Below are 23,156 nucleotides of genomic sequence, written 5' to 3' on the forward strand. Positions count from 1 at the left end.
AATCAGTCTAAACCATCAATTTTAACAGATCTATTATTTAACTCATTTTCGTAGTTAAAAATTAAATCTATAGTCTTGTTAAAGTTTTCTTTATTAATTAATTCTGGCCACTCAATAAGTGTAATTGTATTTTGATTTTTATCAAATAGATCTAAATTTATAACTTCAGACTTATCTTTCAATCTAAATAGGTCATAATGTTTTATAATTAAACCATCTGTCTCATACTCATTAAGTAAATTAAAAGTTGGACTTGTTACTTCTGTAATTTGTAATTTTTTTTTTATTTGAAATTGATTAATCAAATATTTTACAAAAGTAGTTTTACCTACTCCCATTTCTCCATATAAAAAGATTACTTCACCACCTGTCAGATAATTGGAAAAATTTTTAGCTAATCCTTTGGTCGTCTCTTCTAAAGATATATCTATTATGCCATTTTTAATAGCGATAGGCATCTGGCTTAAATGGACCTTCAGTCCCAACACTTATGTAATCTGCTTGTTCTTTAGATAATTTAGTAAGTTTAGCACCAACTTTTTTTAAGTGAAGAGTTGCAACTTTTTCATCTAAATGTTTGGGAAGTACATAAACTTTATTTTCGTAATTTTTATGATTATTCCAAAGCTCTATCTGTGCAATTACTTGGTTTGTAAATGAAGCGCTCATAACAAAGCTTGGATGTCCAGTTGCACAACCTAAATTAACTAATCTTCCCTCTGCTAATAAAATAATTCTTTTTTTACTTGGCAATTCTATTTCATGAACTTGTGGTTTAACTTCACTCCATTTATAATTTTTAAGAGCTTCAACTTGAATTTCATTATCAAAGTGACCAATATTACACAAAATTGCTCTATCTTTCATATCTCTCATATGATCAGCAGTAACAATATCTTTATTTCCTGTGGCTGTTACAACGATATCAGCTCTACTAATAGCCTCTTCCATCAGAACAACTTCATATCCTTCCATTGCAGCTTGTAATGCACAGATTGGATCTGCTTCAGTAACTAAAACTCTCGCTCCACTTTGTCTAAGTGATGCAGCACTTCCCTTACCTACGTCTCCAAAACCAGCTACGATTGCAATTTTTCCTGACATCATTACATCTGTTGCTCTTCTAATTCCGTCAACTAAACTTTCTCTACAACCATACAAATTATCAAATTTTGATTTAGTAACTGAGTCGTTAACATTAATCGCTGGTACTAAAAGAGAATTATCTTTTTCCATCTTATTTAACGCTTTTATTCCAGTAGTAGTTTCTTCCGAAACTCCTTTTATATCGTTCATTAAATCTTTATATTCATTATGCATTATTGCAGTTAAATCACCGCCATCATCTAAAAGCATATTTGGCTTCCAATCAGGTTTTCCAACAATCGTTTGTTTTATACACCAAAGATATTCTTCCTCAGTCTCACCTTTCCAAGCATAAACAGGTATCCCAGCTTTTGCGATTGCTGCAGCTGCATGATCTTGAGTTGAAAATATGTTACATGAAGACCATCTCACCTCGGCACCTAAAGCAACCAATGTTTCTATTAATACAGCTGTTTGAATAGTCATATGCAAACAACCAATAATTCTTGCACCTTTTAAAGGTTTAGTTTCTGAATATTCTTCTCTTAATGCCATCAATCCTGGCATTTCACTCTCAGCTATTGAGATCTCTTTTCTACCAAATTCAGCTGATGATATATCTTTAACTTTATAATCTTCCATGAAAAAGTTTTATACAGTTAACGAAAGACAAATCAAGTTAAGATTAGACACTTGGAAATTTTATTTCTACAATTGCACCATCCCTATCTAATCGATTTGATGCTACAATTTCACCATCATGAAGATCAACTAAATTTTTCACTATATTTAATCCTAGACCTGAATGTTCTCCAAATTTATCAGGTCTATTGCTATAAAATCTTTTGAATATTTTTGAAGTATCGTTCTCTTTAAATCCTTGGCCATCATCAATAATCTTTACCAAAATTTTTTTATCTGAGTATCTGATATATTTACAAAAATATTTTCACCTTCTTTACAAAATGAAATTGAATTATCTAATAGATTAGCGATTATTTGCTCGATTCTATTTTCAATACCATTAATAATATATTTTCCATTACCATTATTTTCATAATTAATTTTGATATTTTTTTTAACCTTTTGGATATTATTATAATCTTCAACAACTGATTGAATAATTGGCTCTATATTAATTTTTTTCATCTTTTCTTTACTGAGAGCTACTTCATCTTTTAGCATCTGAGAATAATCAGTTATTAGTCTTTCAATTCTTAAAACATCATGGCTAAGAATATTTAATAGTTTCAATCTTTGTTCTGAATTATTAGAGTCTTGAAGTATCTCCGAAGCACTTTTAAGAGATGCCAATGGGTTTCTAATTTCATGAACTAGATCTGTAGAAAAATTCTCTGCATGAGCAACTCTTTTTTGAAGCTCAATTGTCATATCGTCAAGTGAATTTGATAAAAGTCCTAATTCATCATTACGACTTTTCAAACTTTCAATATTTGTTTTAATTTGACTTTTATCTTTAATAACTTTTGTATAACTTACGAGATTTTGAATTGGTTTAATAAAATACCTACTTAAAACAAAAGAGAAAATTAGAATTACAAAACCCACTGCAATCGCTGTTCTAAGAACAAAAGCTTTCCTCTCATCAGTAGCTATTTTTATATCATTAGCATTTTCTGTAATAGCAATGTATCCAATATTTGAACTATCCTTGATTACATTTTTAATTGTAATTAATTTAAATTGATTAAGATCCTCATCTATGAATGTATGTGAATTTCCATAATGATCAGAACTTAAATATTTATTTAAAATATTTTTGAGAGATAAATTTTTAGATTCAGTTACATTATTATTTTTATTTTTATAGTTTCTATTATTTTCATTTTCATCTAAATTTTCAAATTCAATTTCATCTATTCTTGTAGAAAAAGATCTTGGATCAAGGTCTAAGGTATCTGTATCACCTACTATATTTAAATCATTATCAAAAAAAATTACTCTATCAAGATTTTGAAATATAAAACGTGTTGAAAATAAAAATTTTCTACAATCTTCAGCATTAAATTTTACATCTAATCTTATAAGAGTATTAATTGTATTATCTATAACACTTAAGTGCTTTACTGATTTCTTTTTAATTAGATTAGGCTGTACATTATTCAGATAAACAAATGTAAATAAGCTAATAATTGTAAATATTATAAAATTTATAAATAAAAATTTTTTTAATATAGATAGACTTTTTAAGTATTTACTAAACATTAGCTAACATTCCATCTATATCCACTACCATATCTAGTTTCAATAGCTGAAAAATCAGGGTCTACTTTTTTAAATTTTTTTCGAATTCTCTTAACATGACTATCAATAGTTCTATCCTCGATATCAGTATCTTCTCTATAAGCAATATCCATTAATTGTGCCCGTTCTTTAATAATTCCTGGTCTTTTTGCTAACTCTTTAACAATTAAAAATTCTGTTGTGGTCAGTTTATCCGGTAACTGTTTATCGTTCCATTCACATTCAAGTTGAGACGGATCTAATTTTAGTCTTCCATGTGAAATCAAATTTTTGTTTTCCTCCAAAACATTATTAGAATCTTTTTTTCTTAACTGAACTCTAATTCTTTCAATCAAAACTTTAATTGAGAAACCTCCAGATTTTTTTACAAAATCATCTGCTCCAAGTTTCAATCCTAACAGCTCATCAATTTCATCATCTTTGGATGTCAAAAAAATTACTGGTAATGATGTTTTTTTTCTAAGCTTTTTCAGTAATTCCTCTCCATCCATTTTAGGCATCTTTATATCAACTACTGCTAAATCAGGAGGTGTTCTAGTTAAACCAATTAATGCACTTTCGCCATCAATATAAGTTTGAACTTTGAAACCTTCTTTTTCTAAAGCTATACTTAAACTTGTAAGGATATTTCGATCATCATCTATTAAGGCTATTGTTTGTTTGTGCATTACTTATATAAAAATACTAAATTGTTCTAAATTGGGCAATCTAATAAAATTAATGAAGCATTCCCCAATTCTCTCCAACATTAACATCAACAGTTAGTGGAGTTGAAAATGAATGATAATCGCTTTGTGCAACACTGGTCATTTCTTCTTTTATTTGTTTGACCATTATTTTTTCATCCTTTTTTGGTACTTCGAAGATTAATTCATCGTGAATTTGTAAAAGCATTTTAGATTTGATATTTTTTTGTTCTAATATTTTTCTATCCAATCTTATCATAGCTAAACGCATAATTTCTGAAGCAGATCCTTGTATAGGTGCGTTAATTGCAGCTCGCTCTTGAAAATTTCTTACATTAAAATTTTTATCATTAATTCCATTAAAATGAGATCGTCTACCAAAAATATTATTTACATAGCCACTTTTTCTACAAAACTTGATTGTGTTATCCATGTATACTTTTATTTCTGGAAATTTAGCAAAATATGCGTTCAGAAATTCTTCTGCTTCATAATTTGAAACATTAATCTGTTTTGCTAAACCATACTGTGAAATTCCATAAATAATTCCAAAATTTATTGCTTTAGCTTTTCTCCGATGGTCTTGATTTACTTTTTTAATATCTATGTTGAAAATCTGACTAGCTGTTAAAGAATGTATGTCTTCATTATTTTTAAAAGCTTTTTTAAGTTCTTTAACATCTGCAAGATCTGCTAAAATTCTCATTTCAATTTGATTATAATCTGCAGAAATTAATAAATGATCCTTTTTAGCAGAAAAAGCTTTTCTAATATCTTTTCCATCTTCTGATTTTATTGGAATATTTTGTAAATTTGGATCACTAGATGCTAATCTTCCAGTTGTAGTAGCTGCTAATAAAAAAGAGGTATGTACTCTTTTTGTTGAAGGATTAATGTGCTCTGGCAGAGAGTCTGAGTAAGTATTTTTTAGTTTTGATACTTGTCTCCAGTCTAAAATTAATTTTGGAAACTCATGCCCTTTAAAAGCTAAATCCTCTAAAACGCTTGCACTTGTTGCAAAACTTCCTTTTTTAGTCTTTTTTAAGCCTGCAATTTTTAGATCATTATAAATTATTTCTCCTAATTGTTTTGGTGATGCAATATTGAATTCTTTTTTAGAAATTTTAAAAACTTTTTTTTCTAAGGTCTTAATCTTTTTTTCAAATTTTAAAGATAAGTGATTTTAAGAAACTTACTATCCACTTCAATTCCTTCCATCTCCATAAATGCAAGAATTTTAATTAATGGTTTTTCAAATATTTCGTAAATATTAACCATTTTTTCTAATTTCAAATTTTTGATAAACTTTTTGTATAATCTAAAAGTTATGTCTGCATCTTCGGCTGCATAATCTTTTGCTTTATCAATCTCAACATCACTAAAATTTATCTCTTTTTTTCCTGTTCCAACTATTTCTTTGAAAGAAATTGTTTTATGACCTAAATGAATTTCAGATAGCGTATCCATGTTGTGTCTATTTTTTCCTGCATCCAACACATATGACATTAGCATTGTGTCTTCCATTGATGAAATTGTTATTCCCTGTTTATATAAAACTATAAAATCAAACTTAATATTTTGACCAATCTTTCTTAACACTTGGATCTTCTAATAAAGGTTTTAGTTTTTTTATGACAATATTTTTATCAATACATTTTGATGATTTATGTCCAATTGGAATATAACAAGCTTTACCAATTTTAGAACATAGTGAAACACCTACTAAATCTGCTTGATGAGGATCTAGAGAATTTGTTTCAGTATCTACCGCAACCTCTCCTGCTTCTTCAGCTTCTTTTATCCATTCATCAATTTCATTAGATGTTTTAATTAAATGATAATTTTTATTATTAATTGCTTGTTGCTTTACTGATGATTTTTTTCACTTATTTTACTTGATAATTTTGGTTCACCATATGCAGATATGACTGAACTCAAAAGCCGATTAAATTCCATTTCTCTCAAAAATGTATAGAGCTTATCTTTATCTATTTCTTTTAACTTAAACTCTCTCAATTCTCTGTCAATTGGAGCATCTTTCATTAAAGTCACAAGCTGTTTACTAATCAAAGCTTTATCTTTATTTTCAATTAATGTTTCTCTTCTTTTATTTTGTTTTATTTCACCTGCTGATTTTAAAAGTTTTTCTAAAGTTCCATATTTATTAATTAGTTCTGCAGCCGTTTTAACTCCTATGCCTGGAACTCCAGGAACGTTATCACTGCTATCACCTGCTAGAGATTGTACATCTATTACTTTTGAAGCATCAACTCCAAACTTTGTGAGAATATCCTCTTCTGAAATAAATTTATTTTTCATAGGGTCAAAAATACGAACTCCTTTTTTGTACAATTGCATCAGATCTTTATCTGATGAAACAATTGTAACTTTAGCACCTTTCTTTAATATTTTTTCAGCATAAGTTGCAATTAAATCATCTGCCTCATAATTAGGTAGGTCGACTGAGGGTAAGTTAAAAGCTAGCACTGACTTTCTGATATACTCAAATTGAGGAGCCAAATCATCAGGTGCTTCTGAGCGATTAGCCTTATAGTCACTATAAATTTCATTTCTAAATGTTTTTCTTGCAGAGTCAAAAATTACGGCAAAATGTGTTGGTTTTTGTAAATTTTGATCTGACTTTGAGTCTTCAAGTAGTTTGAAAAGCATACTACAAAAGCCACTTACTGCTCCAGTTGGCAATCCATCACTTTTTCTAGTTAATGGGGGTAGCGCGTAATAAGCTCTAAAAATATATCCTGAGCCGTCAATAAGGTAAAAATGATCTGTTTTTTGAATTTTATCCATTAGATATCCTTAAATATTACAGTCGTATTAAAATCTGTATATAAAAAAATTTACTTTTTTTTAGTTCATTAATTTTATCTAGATTATTTTAGAGTTTGATAGTATTATTTTTTTATGGAGCTAACTAAAAATATATCTCAATCTAAATTAATAAAATCAGTGTTAGCAATAATACTTGGATCAGTAGCTCTAACTATCTCAGCTAAAATTAAAATACCTTTTTATCCAGTTCCAATGACTATGCAAACATTTGTGGTTTTGTTTTTAGGTATTAGTCTTGGATACAAAATTGGTCTTGCTAGTATAGGATTATATTTGTTTGAGGGAATTTTAGGCTTGCCTGTTTTTTCAAATTCTCCTGAAAAGGGTGTTGGATTGGTTTATTTTACAGGTCCAACTATGGGATATTTGATAGGTTTTTTAACTGCAGGATATTTAGCCTCAAAAATTAATGATAGAGATAATTTTTTAATGGTTTTAGTTAAACTTGTAATAGCAACCTCTACTATTTATATATTAGGATTATTATGGTTAGGAACTCTTATTGGCTGGGACAAACCAATTATAGCCTTAGGTGCTCAACCATTTCTACTAGCAGAAATTTTTAAAATTGTGCTTTTAGCTTTAATAACGAAACAAATTTTAAAGATAAGAAATTTTATCTAGGGGATCTTTTAGAGAGAATTCTTTGAAGAGTTCTTCTGTGCATTTTTAATCTTCTTGCAGTTTCAGAAACATTTCTATTACATAATCTCAAATACTCTGTGTATATGTTCCCATTTCACTCTATCTGCAGACATGGGATTTTCTGGAGGAGCAGCTTTTTTTGTAGGATCTGCAAGTAAAGCTTTTTCAACATCTTCTGCATCAGCTGGCTTAGCAAGATAATCAATGGCACCTTCTTTAATCGCTGCTACTGCAGTTGGAATATTTCCATAACCAGTTAGCATAATTATTCTGCTTTCATTGTTAGTAGATTGAATTTCTTTTACAACCTCTAGTCCGTTTCCATCTCCAAGTCTTAGGTCTACAACCGCAAATCCAGGTTTCTTAGCTTTAACCGACTCCACGCCTTTTTGTACACTTTCTGCTTGAGTAACTTCGAAACCTTTTTTCTCCATTGCTCTAGCTAATCTCTCCCTAAACGGATTATCATCATCAACTATAAGTAGAGATTTGTTCTCAAAATCGTTGATATTTTTAAGGACTACTTGTTCTTTCATTAATCTAATATGGAGATTAACTGACATAATTCAATGCCTATTATTTGCTTTACATTATTAATCTATGGGCTTAATAGGAGGAAATTTTAAAGTTTTTTAGCAATAAAAAGCTTTTTTTTATTAAATTTTTTTTGGAGGCATTTTAAATGCAAAAATTTAAATCAGTTGAACAAATAATAAATCAGCTGAAACCTGAGAAACCGATTTATTGTATAAGAAAGAATTCTATTCTATCTGCAGTAACATATTTTAAAAAAAAATTTCCTGGTAAAATCTTATATGCAGTTAAAACAAATCCACATCCTGCTGTAATTCAAACAATTATAGACAGTGGTGTAGAGCAATTTGATGTCGCTTCTATAGAAGAAATTAAAAGTATTAGAAATTTTAGCCAAACAGCAAAATGCTCTTATATGCATACGGTTAAAAGTAGAGAAAGTATTAAAGAAGCTTATTTTAATTATGGAGTTAAAACATTCTCATTAGATACTAAGGATGAGTTAATAAAAATAATTGAAAGTACAAATAATGCAAAAGATTTAGAATTATTTGTAAGAGTTGCAGTTTCTAATGAACATGCTGAAATAGATTTATCAAAAAAATTTGGTGCATTAAACTCAGAGGCCGCTGGATTATTAAGATTAGTTAAACAACATGCAAAAAAAATTGGACTGAGTTTTCATGTTGGTTCACAATGTATGCATCCAATTTCATATTCAAAAGGTATTAATGAAATTGGAAATATAATTAAAAAAACAAAAATTTTGCCTGATTACATTAATGTTGGTGGGGGATTTCCAACAATTTATCCTGACCTAATACCTCAATCTATGGATAACTATTTTAATGAAATTAAAAAAGGATTAGAAAACTTAAAACTTGAAAAGTTACCTGAAATTATTTGTGAACCAGGAAGAGCCTTAGTTGCAGAAAGTGGTTCTACAATTGTACGAGTTAATTTAAGAAAAAAACAAAAACTGTATATTAATGATGGTACCTATGGAACTTTATTTGATGCAGGAACACCAAATATAGTCTTCCCATCTAAAATGATTAAAGATAATTCAAATAAAATAATATCAAAAAAATTAACTGCTTTTGATTTTTTTGGACCAACTTGTGATAGCATGGATTATATGAAAGGTCCTTTTCTTCTTCCTAATAATATTAAGGAAAATGATTACATTGAGCTTGGTCAATTGGGTGCTTATGGTTTAACATTTAGAACTCAATTTAATGGTTATTATTCAGATGAAATCTTTGAAGTTGAAGACAAACCAATCATGACAATGTATGGCAAAGACATTAACAAAGCTAATTTGGTTGCTTAATGTCAGATCATAAAAACCCAGGTCATAATAGTAAAAAAGATTTTTTAAAAAATCCTGTTGAGCACATTGACATCACCTCATTTGATTCTAGAAAAATAATCTCTTCAATGGAAAAGATGTCCTTTGTATCAAGAGAAACAGCTAATGCAGCTAATATCTATAATGATATGTTAAAAGATAATGATTGTACAATATTCTTAACTTTAGCTGGTTCAACCTCTGCTGCCGGATGTATGAATATTTATAAGGATCTTGTTAAATATAATATGGTTGATGCAATTGTTGCAACAGGTGCTTCTATTGTTGATATGGATTTTTTTGAAGCACTTGGGTTTAAGCACTATCAAGGTTCGCAATTCCAAGACGATACTGAATTAAGAAATAATTATATAGATAGAATATATGACACTTATATAGATGAAGAAGAACTTCAAATGTGTGACAAAATTATATGTGAAATTGCTGATACGCTAGATCCAAGAAGCTACACTTCTAGAGAATTTATTTATGAAATGGGAAAATATTTAAAAAAAAATTCAAAAAAGAAAGACTCTTTAATTGAAACAGCTTTTGATAACGATGTACCAATTTTTTGTCCTGCCTTTACAGACTCAAGTGCTGGTTTTGGTCTGGTGATTCATCAAGAAAAAAATCCAAAACAACACATGACCATAGATTCTGTAAGAGAATTCAGAGAGCTTACTGAAATAAAAATTAAATCTAAAGGGTCAGGTCTATTTATGATTGGTGGAGGTGTGCCAAAAAATTTTATACAAGATACTGTAATTTGTGCTGAGCTATTAGGTAAAGAAGTTGATATGCATAAATATGCTGTACAAATTACTGTGGCTGACTCAAGAGATGGTGCTTGTAGTAGCTCAACTTTAAAAGAAGCAAGTTCTTGGGGTAAAGTAGATATTACAAAAGAACAAATGGTATTTGCAGAAGCAACAAGCGTATTACCTTTAATTGCGAGTGATGCTTATCATAAAGGTGAGTGGAAAAATAGAGATAGAAAAAACTTTACAAAAATTTTTAAATAAAATTGAAATATCTTTCTAATAAAAATGGATTTTTAGGAATTGACAATAAAGTTGATTTCAAAGAAAAAGTTGTTGTAGTTCCTTTTGGACTTGAAAAAACTGTTAGTTACGGTGGGGGAACTAAAAACGGACCCAAGGAAATTATTAAAGCTTCTCATCAAGTAGAGCTATACGATGAAGAATTAAACTGTGAACCATACAAAAAAATAGGTATTAAAACTTTAAGACCTTTCAAGATTAACAAAGACATTAGAAAAGCCCTCTCAAAAATGTCTAAAATTAATAAGGAAATTTTAGATAAAAAACTTTTTCCTATGACTTTTGGTGGTGAACACTCAATTACACCCGGGTGTATTGCTCCTTTTGTAAAAAAATATAAAGATATTTGTCTTCTACATTTTGATGCTCATGCAGATCTACGAGAAAGCTATAATGGAGAAAAATTTTCACATGCTTCGGCAATAAAAAGATGTTTGGACTATTCAAATGTTTCATTAATTTCTTTTGGTATAAGAAATATATCTAAAAGTGAGATTCCATTTTTAAAGAAAAACTCATCTAGGATTAATATTTTTTGGGCCAAAGATAAAAACAAATGGAATCTTAATAAATTTAAGAAATTAATAAAAAACAAAACTGTTTATCTAACATTTGATGTTGATGGTCTAGACTCAAGTATAATGCCTGCAACTGGAACTCCCGAACCTGGTGGATTATTATGGGATGAAACTTTAAATATTATTAGAATTGCTGCAAAAAATTCAAAAATTGTTGGTGCAGATATTAATGAATTATCGCCCATAAAAGGTTTTAACTCATATAACTTTCTTGTAGCTAAGCTAGCTTACAAAATCTTATCTTATAAATTTTTGTATTAAATTTAGATTGGCTTGTAACTGTAAGTAAAATTTTAAAAGGTATCAGCATTACTAATGATACAAATAATTTCACTGCTAAATCACCTAATGATAATGTTATCCAAGGAACTCCCGTTGCATAAAATGATATTGAAAAAAATAAAAAAGTATCGACTGTTGAACCAATAAAAGATGAAGTTAAAGGCGCTATAAACCACTTCTTTTTTCTTAGACGATCAAAAATTTGAATGTCTAATAGTTGTGCTGTTATAAAAGCAACTCCAGATCCAATTGCTATTCTTATAGAAATTAAATCAGCAAAATCAGTTGAGAATAAAAGAGTAAAAATAATCCCTATAAAAAAACCAAAATATACAATTTTTCTAGCTACAAATTTACCATAAAATCTATTGGCTAAATCTGTAATCAAAAAAGCTACTGGATAGCTAAAAGCTCCATAAGTAAGAATTTCACTTAAACCATAATAATTTATCGGAAATTGTACAAGATAATTAGAGGATAAAACAACTACTCCCATCAAAATTGATAGGGTAATAAATAGTTTGTTCATTAAGCAGATTTAGCTACAGGCTTTTTCTTAAAAGGGGATTTTATTAATATGCCTTTTTTTAATTTCTTTAATCTTGGTGATAAATTTTTATTTTTAACAGCTTTAAGAAATTCATCAAAGCTACCTTTTTTATCAACAGATCTAACACCGGAGTTACTCACAGTTAATTTTAAACTTCTCTTCATTAGTTCACTTGTGAATTTTACTTTTTTTAAATTAGGCAAAAACCTTCTCTTAGTCTTGTTGTTAGCATGACTAACATTGTGACCCTTCATTGGGATTTTACCAGTTAATTCACATTTTTTTGACATAATAATAGTGCCTATATAAGGGGAGATGGGTAATGCGTCAAGTTTAATACATTTAAGATAGAGTTTTATTTCCTATAATTTCAGTATAATTTTTAACTCCATCTCTGATTAATAATTCTTTTAGGTCTTTTTTAATAATTCCAGCAATATTTGGACCTTTAAAAACCATTCCTGTATATAGCTGAACAAGATCTGCTCCAGCTAAAAATTTATCATAAGCAGCTTGACCAGAGTCAACTCCGCCAACACCTATTATTTTAATTTTACCTTTTAATAATTTGTAAAATTTATTTATTAAAACATTAGATTTTTTCTCAATTGGTTTTCCAGATAAACCACCTTTTTGATGTCTTTGAATATTACTAAGTTTATCTCTCGTAGCCTCTGATGTGTTTGAAACAATTATTGCTTTTATTTCATGTTCTAAAAGAATTCCTGAGATCTGATTCACTTGATCTTCACTTATGTCTGGTGAAACTTTAACAGCAATGGGAATGTTTGATTTTAAATTTTTTCTTTCCTCTTCAATAGATTTGAGTAAATCTTGTAATTTATCACCTTCGTGGAATGTTCTTAAATTTTCAGTGTTAGGTGAAGAAATATTGATAGTTATATAATCTGCATCATCATAAAAAGTCTTTAATCCAATTAGATAATCATTCAATCTATCACTAGAGTCTTTATTGGGACCAACATTAATACCTAGCAAGCCTAATTTTTTGTTACGTTTAGTGCGTTGTTTAATAATTTCAGCACCCTGATTATTAAAACCTAGTCTATTAATTAATGCTTCATCCTCTACTAATCTAAACACTCTAGGTTTGGGATTCCCATATTGCTTCAAAGGAGTAATTGTTCCAACTTCTACAAATCCAAATCCTAATTTAAATAATGAGTTATATACCTCGGCATTTTTATCAAAGCCAGCTGCCATTCCTATTGGGTTATCTAAATCTTTATCAAAAATTTTTGTTTGAAATATAGGGTCATTTTTATTTTCATCAAATACGTTTGGAACTAAATTAAATTTTAATGACTTTATTGCTAGAGTGTGTGCTTTTTCTGGATCTACTTTAAATATCAGTGATCTTAGTTTAGAGAACATTATTTTAATTTATTTATTAACAACTCATTGGTTTCTTTTACACCAAAAAAGCTTATAAAAAATCCCATTCGGGGTCCATTTTCATCCCCAAAAACTACCTCATATATTAATTTAAACCAGTCTCTTAGATTATCTGCATAACCATTTTCTTTTCCTGTAGAATAAATCAAAGTTTGAATATCTTCTGGCGACATTTCATCTGTACACTTCTCAAGAGTTTTAACCAATGCCTCAAGAGCTAATTTTTCTGAGCTATTTGGTGTTTTGTATTTTTTCTGAGCTTTAATTACATCGTTAAAATATTTTATTGCGTAACCAACTAGACCATCAAAAATTGGAAAATTTGATTCAGAAATATCTGATTTATATTTCTTAACAAACTTCCATAACAAATCCTTACTGTCTGCATTACTGGTTTCTACTAAATTCAGCAACATTGAAAATGTCATAATCATTTCCTCTGTTGGAATTTTACCATTATGAACGTGCCAAACTGGGTTCATTAATAACTGAAGTTCATTTTGTTTTTTTGATTTTTCAATACAATCTAAATACTCATCAACAGCCTTAGGAACTATTTCTTTATATAATTTTTTTGCTCTTTTCGGATTTTGATACATGTATAAAGATAAACTTTCTGGTGATGCATACTCCAACCATTGATCAATTGTAATTCCATTTCCTTTTGATTTGGAAATTTTTTCACCTTTTTCATCTAAAAACAACTCATAAGCAAAGCCAGATGGATTTCTCTTTCCTAATAGATTTATTATCTTAGTAGATAAAATTGCACTTTCTATTAGATCTTTTCCATACATCTCAAAGTCAATATCTAAAGCATACCATCTCATTGCCCAATCTACTTTCCATTGTAATTTACAATTACCATTAAAGACGCTTACCTCTAATTTTTTTCCCTTATTATCAAAAATTATATTTGATTTTTCTTTGTTAATTTCGATGACAGGAATTTCTAAAACATGTCCTGTCTCTGGACAAATAGGTAAAAAAGGACTGTAGGTTTGTTGACGCTCCTTGCCTAATGTAGGAATGATAATATTCATAATCCCTTCATAATTTTCTAAAATAATTTTAAGTGTTGGGTTAAAAAATCCACTTTTATAAAGTGATGTAGAGCTTTGAAAATTATAATCAAATTTAAAACTATCTAAAAAATTTTTTAACATTTCGTTGTTATGTTCACCAAAGCTAGCAAATTTCTCAAATGGGTCAGGAACTTGAGTTAATGGCTTGTGAAGATTATTGGTTAATAATTCTTGATTAGGAACATTATCTGGAACCTTTCGCAAACCATCCATATCATCGGAAAATGTAATTATTTCAGTTGGAAAATCTGACAACTGTTTTAAGGCATTTACCATCATGGAAGTTCTTGCAACTTCACCAAATGTTCCTATATGTGGAAGACCACTAGGACCATAACCTGTTTGAAGAATAATTTTACCTTTTTTTTCTATGAAAGATTTTCTCTCTCGCAGTAATTTTTTTGCTTCAACAAAAGGCCAAGCACTAGTTTTGTCTAAATTTTCTTTTTTAATCATGAATTATGCTTCTAAAAATCTTAAATCAGTGGTTTTACTAATTCTTATAGAGTTGAAATTTATTTACCATAAAATAATGTTCTTTCAAAATGTCTAATTATAAAACTGTTTTTTTTACACTGGGGATTTTGCAAATAATACTTGGAGTATCAATGTTCATTCCTATTATAGCTCAAATTGCTTACTCTGAAATAGACTCATCATTTTTTGGGGCATCAATTGTCACAATAATTTTTGGAACTTTGTTTTTTTTATCAAACTTAGACCACGATAAAAAATTAAATTTACAACAGGCATTTCTACTCACTGCACTTTCTTGGCTGAGTATAGCAATTTTTGGATCTTTACCATTTATATTTTCGACAATAGAACTATCAGTGACTGATGCATTTTTTGAAAGTATGTCAGGAATAACAACCACTGGATCTACAATTATTTCAAATCTAGAGTTTACACCAAAAGCAATTTTGTTATGGAGAGCTATATTACAATGGTTGGGAGGCATCGGTATTATTGTTATGGCCATCACCTTAATGCCAATAATGAACGTTGGTGGAATGCAATTATTTAAAATATCAAGTAATGATTCATCAGAAAAAATACTTCCAAAATCTAAGGAGATAGCCTTAAGATTAATCTATATTTACTCAGGCTTAACCATATTGTGTGGAATGACTTATTGGTTATTTGGGATGAGTAAATTTGATAGCTTAACTCACTCTATGACCACAATAGCCACAGGCGGTTTTTCAAATTACAATCAATCTATTGGTTATTTTAATAGTATTCCAATTGAGATAGCCTCTATGATATTCATTATTTTAGGAAGTATACCATTTATAGCTTACATTAAATTTATAAGTGGGAATAAAAAAATTTTTTTAACAGATACACAAATTAAAACTTTTTTTAAAATTGTTATTACAGCAATTTTATTGTTATCTGCGTACTTATTGTTAAATAATTATGAAAATTTTAATTTAAGATCAGTTTTTTTTAATAGCATCTCTATATTAACAGGAACTGGTTATGTAAATTCTGAATACGATAGTTGGGGTAGTTTTCCGATCACTTTGTTTTTGGCACTAATGTTTATAGGTGGATGTGCTGGATCAACAACTTGTGGAATTAAAATTTTTAGAATTCAAATTCTATATTCATTTATAGCAATTCAACTCAAAAAAATTATTTATCCAAAAGGTGTATTCGTAATTAAATATGATCAAAGCTCAGTTGATGACAAGTTTATTGCATCAATAATTTCCTTTATTTATTTTTACTTTGTAATTTTCTTTGTGCTTGCTGCCCTGCTGTCTTTAACAGGTCTTGATTTTATTACTGCAATTTCAGGGGCTGCTACATCAATTTCAAATGTTGGACCAGGATTGGGTCCTATTATAGGTCCTAATGGAGATTTTTCATCTTTACCTGATATTTCTAAATGGATTTTAACAATTGGTATGATTTTAGGTAGACTTGAGCTATTTGCAATATTAGTATTATTCTTGCCATCTTTTTGGAGAAGTTAAAATGATTGAAATAAAAAAACAATCTCTATCAGAAACTTTTTCGGTTTATTTTGATAGAAGAATGACAAGAATACTACTACTTGGAGCCATCTCTGGTTTTCCATGGGTTTTAATAGGCAGTAGTTTGAGTTTGTGGCTCAAAGAAGAAGGTCTAAGTAGATCTACAGTAGGATGGGCAGGATTAATATTTGGGGTATACGCATTTAATTACTTATGGGCACCTCTAATAGACAGACTTCAAATTCCTTATCTTACAAAAAAACTTGGTCATAGACGTGGCTGGATAGTTTTAATGCAAACTGCAATTTTGATCTGCTTGATTGTTTGGAGTTTAATAAACCCAACAGAAAATCTTGCACTATTAATTACAATTGGTTTAATCATTGCCATTGCATCAGCAACACAGGACATAACTGTGGACGCTTTAAGAATTGAACAGATCGGTGAAAATGAGGGTAAATCAATGGCTGCTGGTGCTGCAATGGCAGTTGTTGGTTGGTGGAGTGGATATAAATTAGGTGGTGTAATAGCTTTATTTACCGCAGAATACTTTCAAAATATTGGCATAGCTAATTACTGGCAATCAACATTTTTAATTTTGGGAATTGTAGTAATCTTAATGAATATTGGGCTTATGTTTGTTCATGAAGTTGCTTCAAGTACCAGGAAGGTTAATCAAAGAAAAACTGACCAACTAATTCAGAGTAAACTTGGATCACAAAATCTTATTACAAATATAATTGCTTGGATAAGTGGAACCCTAGGGGGTCCCATAATAAGTTTTTTCAAAAAAAATGGATTTTCAATTGCAATAGGTATTTTAGGTTTCGTGTTTTTATTTAAAATAGGTGAGGCATTTTTGGGTCGTATGTCTATAGTTTTTTATAAGGAAATTGGATTTTCTAAAGGTGATATTGCTATTTATTCAAAAACTTTGGGCTGGGTTACAACAGTTATCTTTACATTGTTAGGTGGTCTATTTGTAATTAGATCAGGAGTTTTAAAAGCAATGTTTCTTGCTGGTATTTTAATGGCTACAACTAATTTATTGTTTACAGCATTAGCGTGGAGTGGAAAATCAGAGTGGTTATTTGCAGTTGCTGTAATTTTTGACGATATAGCAGCAGCTTTTGCAACAGTTGCTTTTGTAGCTTTTATTTCACTACTTGTAGATAGAACCTATACAGCAACCCAATACGCCCTACTAGCTTCTATAGGAACTGCAGGAAGGACTACTCTTGCATCATCATCTGGAGCTTTAGTTGATTGGTTAAATGGCGATTGGGGTACGTTTTTTATTCTAACAGCTATTATGGTTATCCCATCTTTGATTTGCTTATGGTTTATTAAAGATAAAATAAAACTTAGTGAAAAATAATTTTTTTTATAAGAAGGAATATTCAAATATTTATAAAACAACTTCTAGATTTTCAGAAGTTACCTCACAAATTCTATATGGAGAAAAATTTAAAATTTTATCTAAAAATAAAGATTGGATAAAAATAAAATCTTTATTTGATAATTATGTTGGCTATATCAAAAATGAAAATTATGTAAAAAACTATAAGCCATCACACAAAGTTTATAGTTTAAAAGCTTTTATTTATAGTAAACCTAATAATAAAACGAAATCTTTTTTACCTTTTGCATCAAAATTTTCGATAATTCATGAAAATAAAAATTTTTTACAATTTGATAAAAATAAATGGTTAAAAAAAAAAGATACAAAAAAGATTTATCACATAGAAAAGAATTTTGTTAAAATATTAAGATTATTTTTAAAAACTAAGTATGTTTGGGGTGGCAAAACTTACAATGGAATTGATTGTTCAGCTTTATTGCAGCTATTTTATTATTATAATAATTCCTTTTATCCAAGAGATACAAAAGACCAAATCAAATATTCAAGAAAAAAATTAAAAAGAAAAGTATTTAAAAAAGGTGATGTAATCTTTTGGAAAGGTCATGTTGCCGTGTGCATTAATTCTAAACAATTAATTCACGCTTATGGTCCAGAAAAAAAAGTATTAATTATGCCAATAATAAAAACAATAGAGAGAATTGAAAGAACAGCTAGCCTGTCTATAAAAAAAATATCCTCTATAAAATATTAACTTCTTCCAAAATCAGGTTTGTTAACATCTTGCTTTAATTTAATAATTTTTGTTCTTACTTTTTTAGTTTGAATTAATTTTTTTAAGATTGATTTATTATTTTTTGAATTAATATCTTTTTTAAAAGAATTTAAGTTTTTGATAAATAGATCAATGGCTTTTGAAATATTATTTTTATTGTTAAAAAATATATCTCTCCACATAATTTCATTTGAGGCTGCTATTCTTGAAAAATCTCGTAACCCACCTGCACTATATTTAATCAAATCATAATTTTGTATTTTTTCAAAGTCTTGTGCTGATTTTACTAAATTGTATGCAATCAAGTGTGGGAGGTGACTAGTTATAGAAAAAATTTTATCATGTTTTTCTGGACTCATAACAACTATTTTTGATCCAATCTTTTTCCAAAATTTATTTAGTATACTTAAATGATTTTTCTTAGTACTTTTCTCTTTTATCAAAACACACCATTTATCCTCAAATATATCCTGCCTTCCATGCTCTGGTCCACTTACTTCAGATCCTGCTATTGGGTGACTTTGTGTCCAGGAAATATCTTTTCTTAAAAATTTTTTAATAATCTTTGAAGACTCTATTTTTGAAGAACCTATATCAGTTATAATAGTTTTGGATAATAAGCATTTGTTCATTCTAAGAATAAGATTCTTATATTCATTCATTGGTGTACATAAAATAATCAAATCTGCTTTTACAACTCCATCCTCTAATTTTTTTATAATTATTCCTGGTAGTTTTAATTTTTTTATTTTTGTAATATTAGATTTTGATTTCTCATAAATATAAATCTTGTCAGCCATCTTCTTTTTTTGAATTCTTCTCAACAAAGATGATCCCAATAAACCACATCCAATAATTAAAATATTTTTCATATTAATTTAATATTTTTTTCACAGCATTCATAAATGCTAAATTTTCATTTTTAGATCCAATAGTTAATCTTAATTTATTTTTAATGTGATAACCATCTTCTGTAGATCTTAAAATAATTCCTTTTATTTTTAATCTTTCATAAAAATATCTTGCTGTATATTTGCATTTTTCAAAATCTAAAAATAAAAAATTTGCAGAAATTGGATTTGAAAAAATTTCGTATTTTTCAAGAAAGGATTTTAACTTTTCTGCATAATATAAGTTATGTTTTATTGAGCGCTTAATAAACTTTTGATCCTTAAGTGACTCAGTTGCTGCCATTTGTCCGATATGACTAACATTAAATGGAGGTTTTATAACATTTAATGCATTTATTATTTTTTTGGATCCATATCCCCACCCAACCCGTAAGGAAGCTAGTCCAAATATTTTAGAGAATGTTCTTAATACAAAAACATTATCTTTGTTTTTAAACAAATCTAATCCTGATTTGTAGTCAGAATTTATCATATATTCTGCGTAAGCATCGTCTACCACCAATAAAACATTTTTGTTCAATTTTTTTCTAAGTTCTAGTATCTCTTTTTTTGTCAAATAAGTTCCAGTGGGATTATTAGGGTTAGCAAGGAAAACTATTTTTGTATTTTTTGTTACTTTTTTGAGTATCTCAATATTTGAAATTTTATAGTTAATTTCTTTAGCAAATTTAACCTTTGCATCAACAATATTTGCATAAATTCTGTACATTAGAAAACTGTATTCTGGAACTACAACTTCATCTTTTGGCTTTAAAAATAATTGACAGATCATTTGAATAACTTCATCTGAACCTGCTCCACATATAATTTTATCTGGATCACATTTAAATTTTTTTGATATTTCTTTTCTTAAACTATAAGATTTACCATCTGGATATCTCTCTAAATTTAACCCTTTATTAGATATTATCTTGGTTGCTTTAGAGCTCATTCCCAAAGCTGACTCATTTGCTGATAATTTAATTATTTTTTTTAGTTTTTTAATTTTGGATTTACCAGGTTTGTAAGGCTCAATATTAAAATTTTTAAATTTTGGAGTGGTCATATTTTTAATTTATGAGTTCTTTATAGATAAAATTATAAATTTTTACATAGAATAAGACATTTTTTAAAAAAATTGACATAATAAATAACATCTAGTACAAAATTTATGCGCTGATTTAACTGAATTGCGAGCGCTTAAAAAAAACCGCTAAAATTGTTTTTTTTCTCTCAATTCAAATAATGGCTTTTATTATGAATAAGGAATTAAACTTAAAAACTTTAATAGTTAAAAAACCACTTAAACTCGATTGTGGAAAAACAATTAATGATTTTCCAATTGCATACGAAACCTATGGAACTTTAAATGAAGAAAAAGATAACGCTATTTTAGTTTTTCATGCACTTACAGGAGACCAATTTGTAACAGGCTTAAATCCAATTACAAATAAAGATGGCTGGTGGTCTTATGCTGTAGGTCCTGATAAGGCGATTGATACAAACAAATATTTTGTAATCTGCTCAAATGTGATTGGTGGATGCCTCGGCTCATTTGGGCCAAGTCACAAAGATCCAAATACACAAAAGGTTTTTGGTACTAATTTTCCTGTAATCACGATTAATGACATGGTAAATGCTCAGAATAATTTACTAGATCACTTTGGTATAGAAAAACTTTTTTCTATTGTGGGAGGATCAATGGGTGGAATGCAAGTTCTACAATTTATTAGTAATTTTCCAGATAAGGCTAAAACTGTAATTCCTATTGCGTGTACCTCAAATCATTCAGCACAAAATATTGCATTTAATGAACTTGGGAGACAAGCGATTGCTGCAGATACTAATTGGAATGGAGGAGATTATAATTCTAAAGATACTATACCCAATAAAGGTTTGGCAGTTGCAAGAATGGCTGCGCATATCACATATCTTTCAAAAAAAGGCCTCCAAGAAAAATTTGGTAGAAAATTACAAGAAAGAGAAGATCTTAAATTTGGATTTGACGCTGATTTTCAAATTGAAAGTTACTTGAGATATCAAGGTTCAGTTTTTGTAGATAGATTTGATGCAAATAGTTACCTTTATATCACAAGAGCTATGGATTATTTTGATTTAGCTAAACAATTTAACGGAAATTTATCAGATGCTTTTAAAGAAACCAAAGCTAAATTTTTCATAATATCTTTTACATCAGATTGGCTTTACCCTACTCAGGAAAATAAAGATATCGTAATTGCTTTAAACTCTATTGGTGCTGATGTGGGTTTTGTTGAAATCGAGTCAGACAAAGGACATGACTCTTTCTTGCTTGATGTTCCAGACTTTCTTAGTGCTCTTAAAAATTTTTTAGAAAAATCTTATACAGATAATTAGTTATGAAAAATGAATTTAAAGTTATTGCTGATTTAATTGAAAAAGATAAAAAAGTTTTAGATGTTGGATGTGCAGATGGCACTCTAATGAAATTTTTAAAAGATAATAAGAATATTAACATTAGAGGATTAGAAATCTCAAAAGATAAGGTACAAAAATGTATAGCAAAAGGTCTAACGGTAATTGAGGGAAATGCTGAGAAAGATTTAATGCAATTTCCTGACAAATCTTTTGATTATGTTGTTTTAAGTCAAACACTTCAGGCATTTTTAAATCCTGAACTAGTAATAAATGAATTATTAAGAGTTGGAAAAAAAGCAATAGTTACCATACCCAATTTTGGTTATTGGAAAATTAGACTTCATTTATTAACTAAAGGAACAATGCCTATAACCAAAACATTGCCTGATGAGTGGTACAACACTCCGAATTTACATATGTGTACAATTAAAGATTTTGTTCATTTTGTAAAATCTAGAAATTTTAAAATTTTCAAATCGATAGCTCTAAACAATGAAAACATATCCTCAATTAGTGATACTAATTTAGGTATTAAAAATTTATTTGCTGATCTCGGTATATTTTTAATTGAAAAATAATATGAGAATAGAAATAATTCCCTGCTTAAAAGATAATTACAGTTATTTAATAATTGATGAATCTAATAATACAGCATGTGTTATTGACCCAAGTGAAGCTGAACCAATTATTAATTTTATTGAAAGAGAAAATATTGCTCTAAAATATATTCTAAATACACATCATCATTTTGATCATATCGGAGGAAACATAGATCTAAAAAATAGATATAATTCAATCGTAGTTGGCTATAAAGATGATGCTAATAGAATTCCAAAGATCCAAGTTTTAGTTGAGGATGGTCAAATTTGGAAAGCTGATAACTTTGAGGCAAAAATTATTCATGTACCTGGCCATACAACAGGTCATATTAGTTTTCATTTTTTTAGAGAAAAACTAATCTTTACTGGTGACACACTATTTTCTCTTGGTTGTGGAAAAATTTTTGAAGGCACTCATCAAGAAATGTTTAACTCTTTAGGAAAAATAAAAAGCCTTCCTGAGGACACTAAAATTTATTGTGGACATGAATACACACTTCAAAACTCTAAGTTTTGCATCAAACATGAGCCTGAAAATGTAAATTTACAAAATAAAATATCAATAATTAATGAAAAGCTTAAAAAAAATCTGCCCACTATCCCCTCTAGTGTCAAAGATGAAATAGAATGCAATATATTTTTAAGAGCAAAAAACGTTGAATCCTTTTCAAAATTGAGAGATTTAAAGGATAATTTCTAGTTAATTCGACTTGACTAAAACCTTGCTACAACTATATTGCGGTAACTTAAATTTAAAT

The 23,156-nt window shown here is 28.6% G+C and carries 25 protein-coding genes and 1 pseudogene; 10 read left to right on the top strand and 16 right to left on the bottom strand.

What is annotated here, in order from left to right:
• Positions 1 to 2: 2 nt before the first annotated feature.
• Genes tsaE through Q0X98_RS00655 form a run of 9 tightly spaced genes read right to left on the bottom strand, consistent with a single transcriptional unit; the run spans position 3 to position 6,845 of the window.
• Positions 3 to 458 carry a tRNA (adenosine(37)-N6)-threonylcarbamoyltransferase complex ATPase subunit type 1 TsaE gene (tsaE, locus tag Q0X98_RS00615; protein ID WP_297680437.1) on the bottom strand — a complete coding sequence of 152 codons (456 nt, stop codon included), beginning with the start codon at positions 456 to 458 and terminating at the stop codon, positions 3 to 5.
• A complete protein-coding gene (ahcY, locus tag Q0X98_RS00620; RefSeq protein WP_297680439.1) occupies positions 442 to 1,728 on the bottom strand; it encodes an adenosylhomocysteinase in 1,287 nt (428 codons plus the stop codon). Before ahcY ends, tsaE begins: the two co-directional genes overlap by 17 nt.
• Before the next feature lie 43 nt (positions 1,729 to 1,771).
• Positions 1,772 to 1,993 (bottom strand): sensor histidine kinase, encoded by a 222-nt coding sequence (locus Q0X98_RS00625; RefSeq protein ID WP_297680441.1) that lies wholly within the window; start codon positions 1,991 to 1,993, stop codon positions 1,772 to 1,774.
• On the bottom strand, positions 1,987 to 3,312 hold the full coding sequence (locus Q0X98_RS00630; RefSeq protein ID WP_297680443.1) for a HAMP domain-containing sensor histidine kinase: 1,326 nt from the start codon (positions 3,310 to 3,312) through the stop codon (positions 1,987 to 1,989). The genes Q0X98_RS00625 and Q0X98_RS00630 overlap by 7 nt, the downstream gene beginning before the upstream one ends.
• A complete protein-coding gene (locus Q0X98_RS00635) occupies positions 3,312 to 4,019 on the bottom strand; it encodes a response regulator transcription factor (RefSeq protein ID WP_297680445.1) in 708 nt (235 codons plus the stop codon). The genes Q0X98_RS00630 and Q0X98_RS00635 overlap by 1 nt, the downstream gene beginning before the upstream one ends.
• 49 nt (positions 4,020 to 4,068) lie before the next feature.
• The gene (locus Q0X98_RS00640) at positions 4,069 to 5,190 is read right to left on the bottom strand and encodes a DNA polymerase (RefSeq protein ID WP_320415258.1); all 1,122 of its coding nucleotides are present in this window, start codon (positions 5,188 to 5,190) and stop codon (positions 4,069 to 4,071) included.
• A gap of 14 nt (positions 5,191 to 5,204) precedes the next feature.
• Positions 5,205 to 5,636 carry a hypothetical protein gene (locus Q0X98_RS00645; RefSeq protein ID WP_297680447.1) on the bottom strand — a complete coding sequence of 144 codons (432 nt, stop codon included), beginning with the start codon at positions 5,634 to 5,636 and terminating at the stop codon, positions 5,205 to 5,207.
• On the bottom strand, positions 5,608 to 5,892 hold the full coding sequence (locus Q0X98_RS00650; protein ID WP_320415259.1) for a hypothetical protein: 285 nt from the start codon (positions 5,890 to 5,892) through the stop codon (positions 5,608 to 5,610). Before Q0X98_RS00650 ends, Q0X98_RS00645 begins: the two co-directional genes overlap by 29 nt.
• Before the next feature lie 11 nt (positions 5,893 to 5,903).
• On the bottom strand, positions 5,904 to 6,845 hold the full coding sequence (locus Q0X98_RS00655; RefSeq protein ID WP_297680449.1) for a 5'-3' exonuclease H3TH domain-containing protein: 942 nt from the start codon (positions 6,843 to 6,845) through the stop codon (positions 5,904 to 5,906).
• A gap of 114 nt (positions 6,846 to 6,959) precedes the next feature.
• Here Q0X98_RS00655 and Q0X98_RS00660 point away from each other — a divergent pair, with 114 nt between their 5' ends.
• Positions 6,960 to 7,511, top strand: coding sequence for a biotin transporter BioY (locus tag Q0X98_RS00660; RefSeq protein WP_297680451.1), 552 nt, complete (start codon positions 6,960 to 6,962; stop codon positions 7,509 to 7,511).
• On the opposite strand, the pseudogene Q0X98_RS00665 reads toward Q0X98_RS00660, so the two are convergent.
• Positions 7,504 to 8,068 (bottom strand): annotated as a pseudogene (locus Q0X98_RS00665) (ActR/PrrA/RegA family redox response regulator transcription factor). The gene Q0X98_RS00660 and the pseudogene Q0X98_RS00665 overlap by 8 nt on opposite strands.
• 146 nt (positions 8,069 to 8,214) lie before the next feature.
• Between Q0X98_RS00665 and Q0X98_RS00670 the strand changes: the two are divergent.
• Genes Q0X98_RS00670 through speB form a run of 3 tightly spaced genes read left to right on the top strand, consistent with a single transcriptional unit; the run spans position 8,215 to position 11,320 of the window.
• Positions 8,215 to 9,399, top strand: coding sequence for a type III PLP-dependent enzyme (locus Q0X98_RS00670; RefSeq protein WP_297680453.1), 1,185 nt, complete (start codon positions 8,215 to 8,217; stop codon positions 9,397 to 9,399).
• Complete coding sequence (locus tag Q0X98_RS00675; RefSeq protein ID WP_297680455.1) at positions 9,399 to 10,442, top strand: deoxyhypusine synthase; 1,044 nt, start codon at positions 9,399 to 9,401, stop codon at positions 10,440 to 10,442. The genes Q0X98_RS00670 and Q0X98_RS00675 overlap by 1 nt, the downstream gene beginning before the upstream one ends.
• Before the next feature lie 2 nt (positions 10,443 to 10,444).
• Positions 10,445 to 11,320, top strand: a complete 876-nt coding sequence (gene speB, locus Q0X98_RS00680; RefSeq protein ID WP_297680456.1) for an agmatinase — start codon at positions 10,445 to 10,447, stop codon at positions 11,318 to 11,320.
• Here speB and Q0X98_RS00685 read toward each other — a convergent pair.
• The 4 genes from Q0X98_RS00685 to Q0X98_RS00700 are packed head-to-tail and all read right to left on the bottom strand — an operon-like array spanning position 11,277 to position 14,848.
• Positions 11,277 to 11,870 carry a queuosine precursor transporter gene (locus Q0X98_RS00685; protein ID WP_297680457.1) on the bottom strand — a complete coding sequence of 198 codons (594 nt, stop codon included), beginning with the start codon at positions 11,868 to 11,870 and terminating at the stop codon, positions 11,277 to 11,279. The genes speB and Q0X98_RS00685 overlap by 44 nt on opposite strands.
• Entirely contained in the window at positions 11,870 to 12,181 is a 312-nt protein-coding gene (rpmB, locus tag Q0X98_RS00690; RefSeq protein WP_028035965.1) for a 50S ribosomal protein L28, read from the bottom strand. Before rpmB ends, Q0X98_RS00685 begins: the two co-directional genes overlap by 1 nt.
• A 52-nt stretch (positions 12,182 to 12,233) precedes the next feature.
• Positions 12,234 to 13,286, bottom strand: a complete 1,053-nt coding sequence (locus tag Q0X98_RS00695; protein ID WP_297680459.1) for a quinone-dependent dihydroorotate dehydrogenase — start codon at positions 13,284 to 13,286, stop codon at positions 12,234 to 12,236.
• On the bottom strand, positions 13,286 to 14,848 hold the full coding sequence (locus Q0X98_RS00700; protein WP_297680461.1) for a lysine--tRNA ligase: 1,563 nt from the start codon (positions 14,846 to 14,848) through the stop codon (positions 13,286 to 13,288). The genes Q0X98_RS00695 and Q0X98_RS00700 overlap by 1 nt, the downstream gene beginning before the upstream one ends.
• An 89-nt stretch (positions 14,849 to 14,937) precedes the next feature.
• Here Q0X98_RS00700 and Q0X98_RS00705 point away from each other — a divergent pair, with 89 nt between their 5' ends.
• Genes Q0X98_RS00705 through Q0X98_RS00715 form a run of 3 tightly spaced genes read left to right on the top strand, consistent with a single transcriptional unit; the run spans position 14,938 to position 18,491 of the window.
• A complete protein-coding gene (locus tag Q0X98_RS00705; RefSeq protein ID WP_320415247.1) occupies positions 14,938 to 16,377 on the top strand; it encodes a TrkH family potassium uptake protein in 1,440 nt (479 codons plus the stop codon).
• Between the two features lies 1 nt (position 16,378).
• Positions 16,379 to 17,755 carry an MFS transporter gene (locus Q0X98_RS00710; RefSeq protein ID WP_297680466.1) on the top strand — a complete coding sequence of 459 codons (1,377 nt, stop codon included), beginning with the start codon at positions 16,379 to 16,381 and terminating at the stop codon, positions 17,753 to 17,755.
• On the top strand, positions 17,745 to 18,491 hold the full coding sequence (locus tag Q0X98_RS00715; RefSeq protein ID WP_297680468.1) for an NlpC/P60 family protein: 747 nt from the start codon (positions 17,745 to 17,747) through the stop codon (positions 18,489 to 18,491). The genes Q0X98_RS00710 and Q0X98_RS00715 overlap by 11 nt, the downstream gene beginning before the upstream one ends.
• On the opposite strand, the gene Q0X98_RS00720 is transcribed toward Q0X98_RS00715, so the two are convergent.
• On the bottom strand, positions 18,488 to 19,384 hold the full coding sequence (locus Q0X98_RS00720; RefSeq protein ID WP_297680470.1) for a prephenate dehydrogenase/arogenate dehydrogenase family protein: 897 nt from the start codon (positions 19,382 to 19,384) through the stop codon (positions 18,488 to 18,490). The genes Q0X98_RS00715 and Q0X98_RS00720 overlap by 4 nt on opposite strands.
• Position 19,385: 1 nt before the next feature.
• Entirely contained in the window at positions 19,386 to 20,468 is a 1,083-nt protein-coding gene (gene hisC, locus Q0X98_RS00725; RefSeq protein WP_297680472.1) for a histidinol-phosphate transaminase, read from the bottom strand.
• 191 nt (positions 20,469 to 20,659) lie between these two features.
• On the opposite strand from hisC, the gene Q0X98_RS00730 reads away from it, so the two are divergent.
• Genes Q0X98_RS00730 through gloB form a run of 3 tightly spaced genes read left to right on the top strand, consistent with a single transcriptional unit; the run spans position 20,660 to position 23,098 of the window.
• Positions 20,660 to 21,778, top strand: coding sequence for a homoserine O-acetyltransferase (locus Q0X98_RS00730; RefSeq protein ID WP_297680474.1), 1,119 nt, complete (start codon positions 20,660 to 20,662; stop codon positions 21,776 to 21,778).
• Between the two features lie 2 nt (positions 21,779 to 21,780).
• Positions 21,781 to 22,377, top strand: coding sequence for a methionine biosynthesis protein MetW (gene metW / locus Q0X98_RS00735; RefSeq protein WP_297680476.1), 597 nt, complete (start codon positions 21,781 to 21,783; stop codon positions 22,375 to 22,377).
• A 1-nt stretch (position 22,378) separates the two neighbouring features.
• A complete protein-coding gene (gene gloB, locus Q0X98_RS00740) occupies positions 22,379 to 23,098 on the top strand; it encodes a hydroxyacylglutathione hydrolase (protein ID WP_297680478.1) in 720 nt (239 codons plus the stop codon).
• Positions 23,099 to 23,156 lie beyond the last annotated feature (58 nt).

Source organism: uncultured Candidatus Pelagibacter sp. (assembly GCF_943788075.1).
GTDB lineage: Bacteria > Pseudomonadota > Alphaproteobacteria > Pelagibacterales > Pelagibacteraceae > Pelagibacter.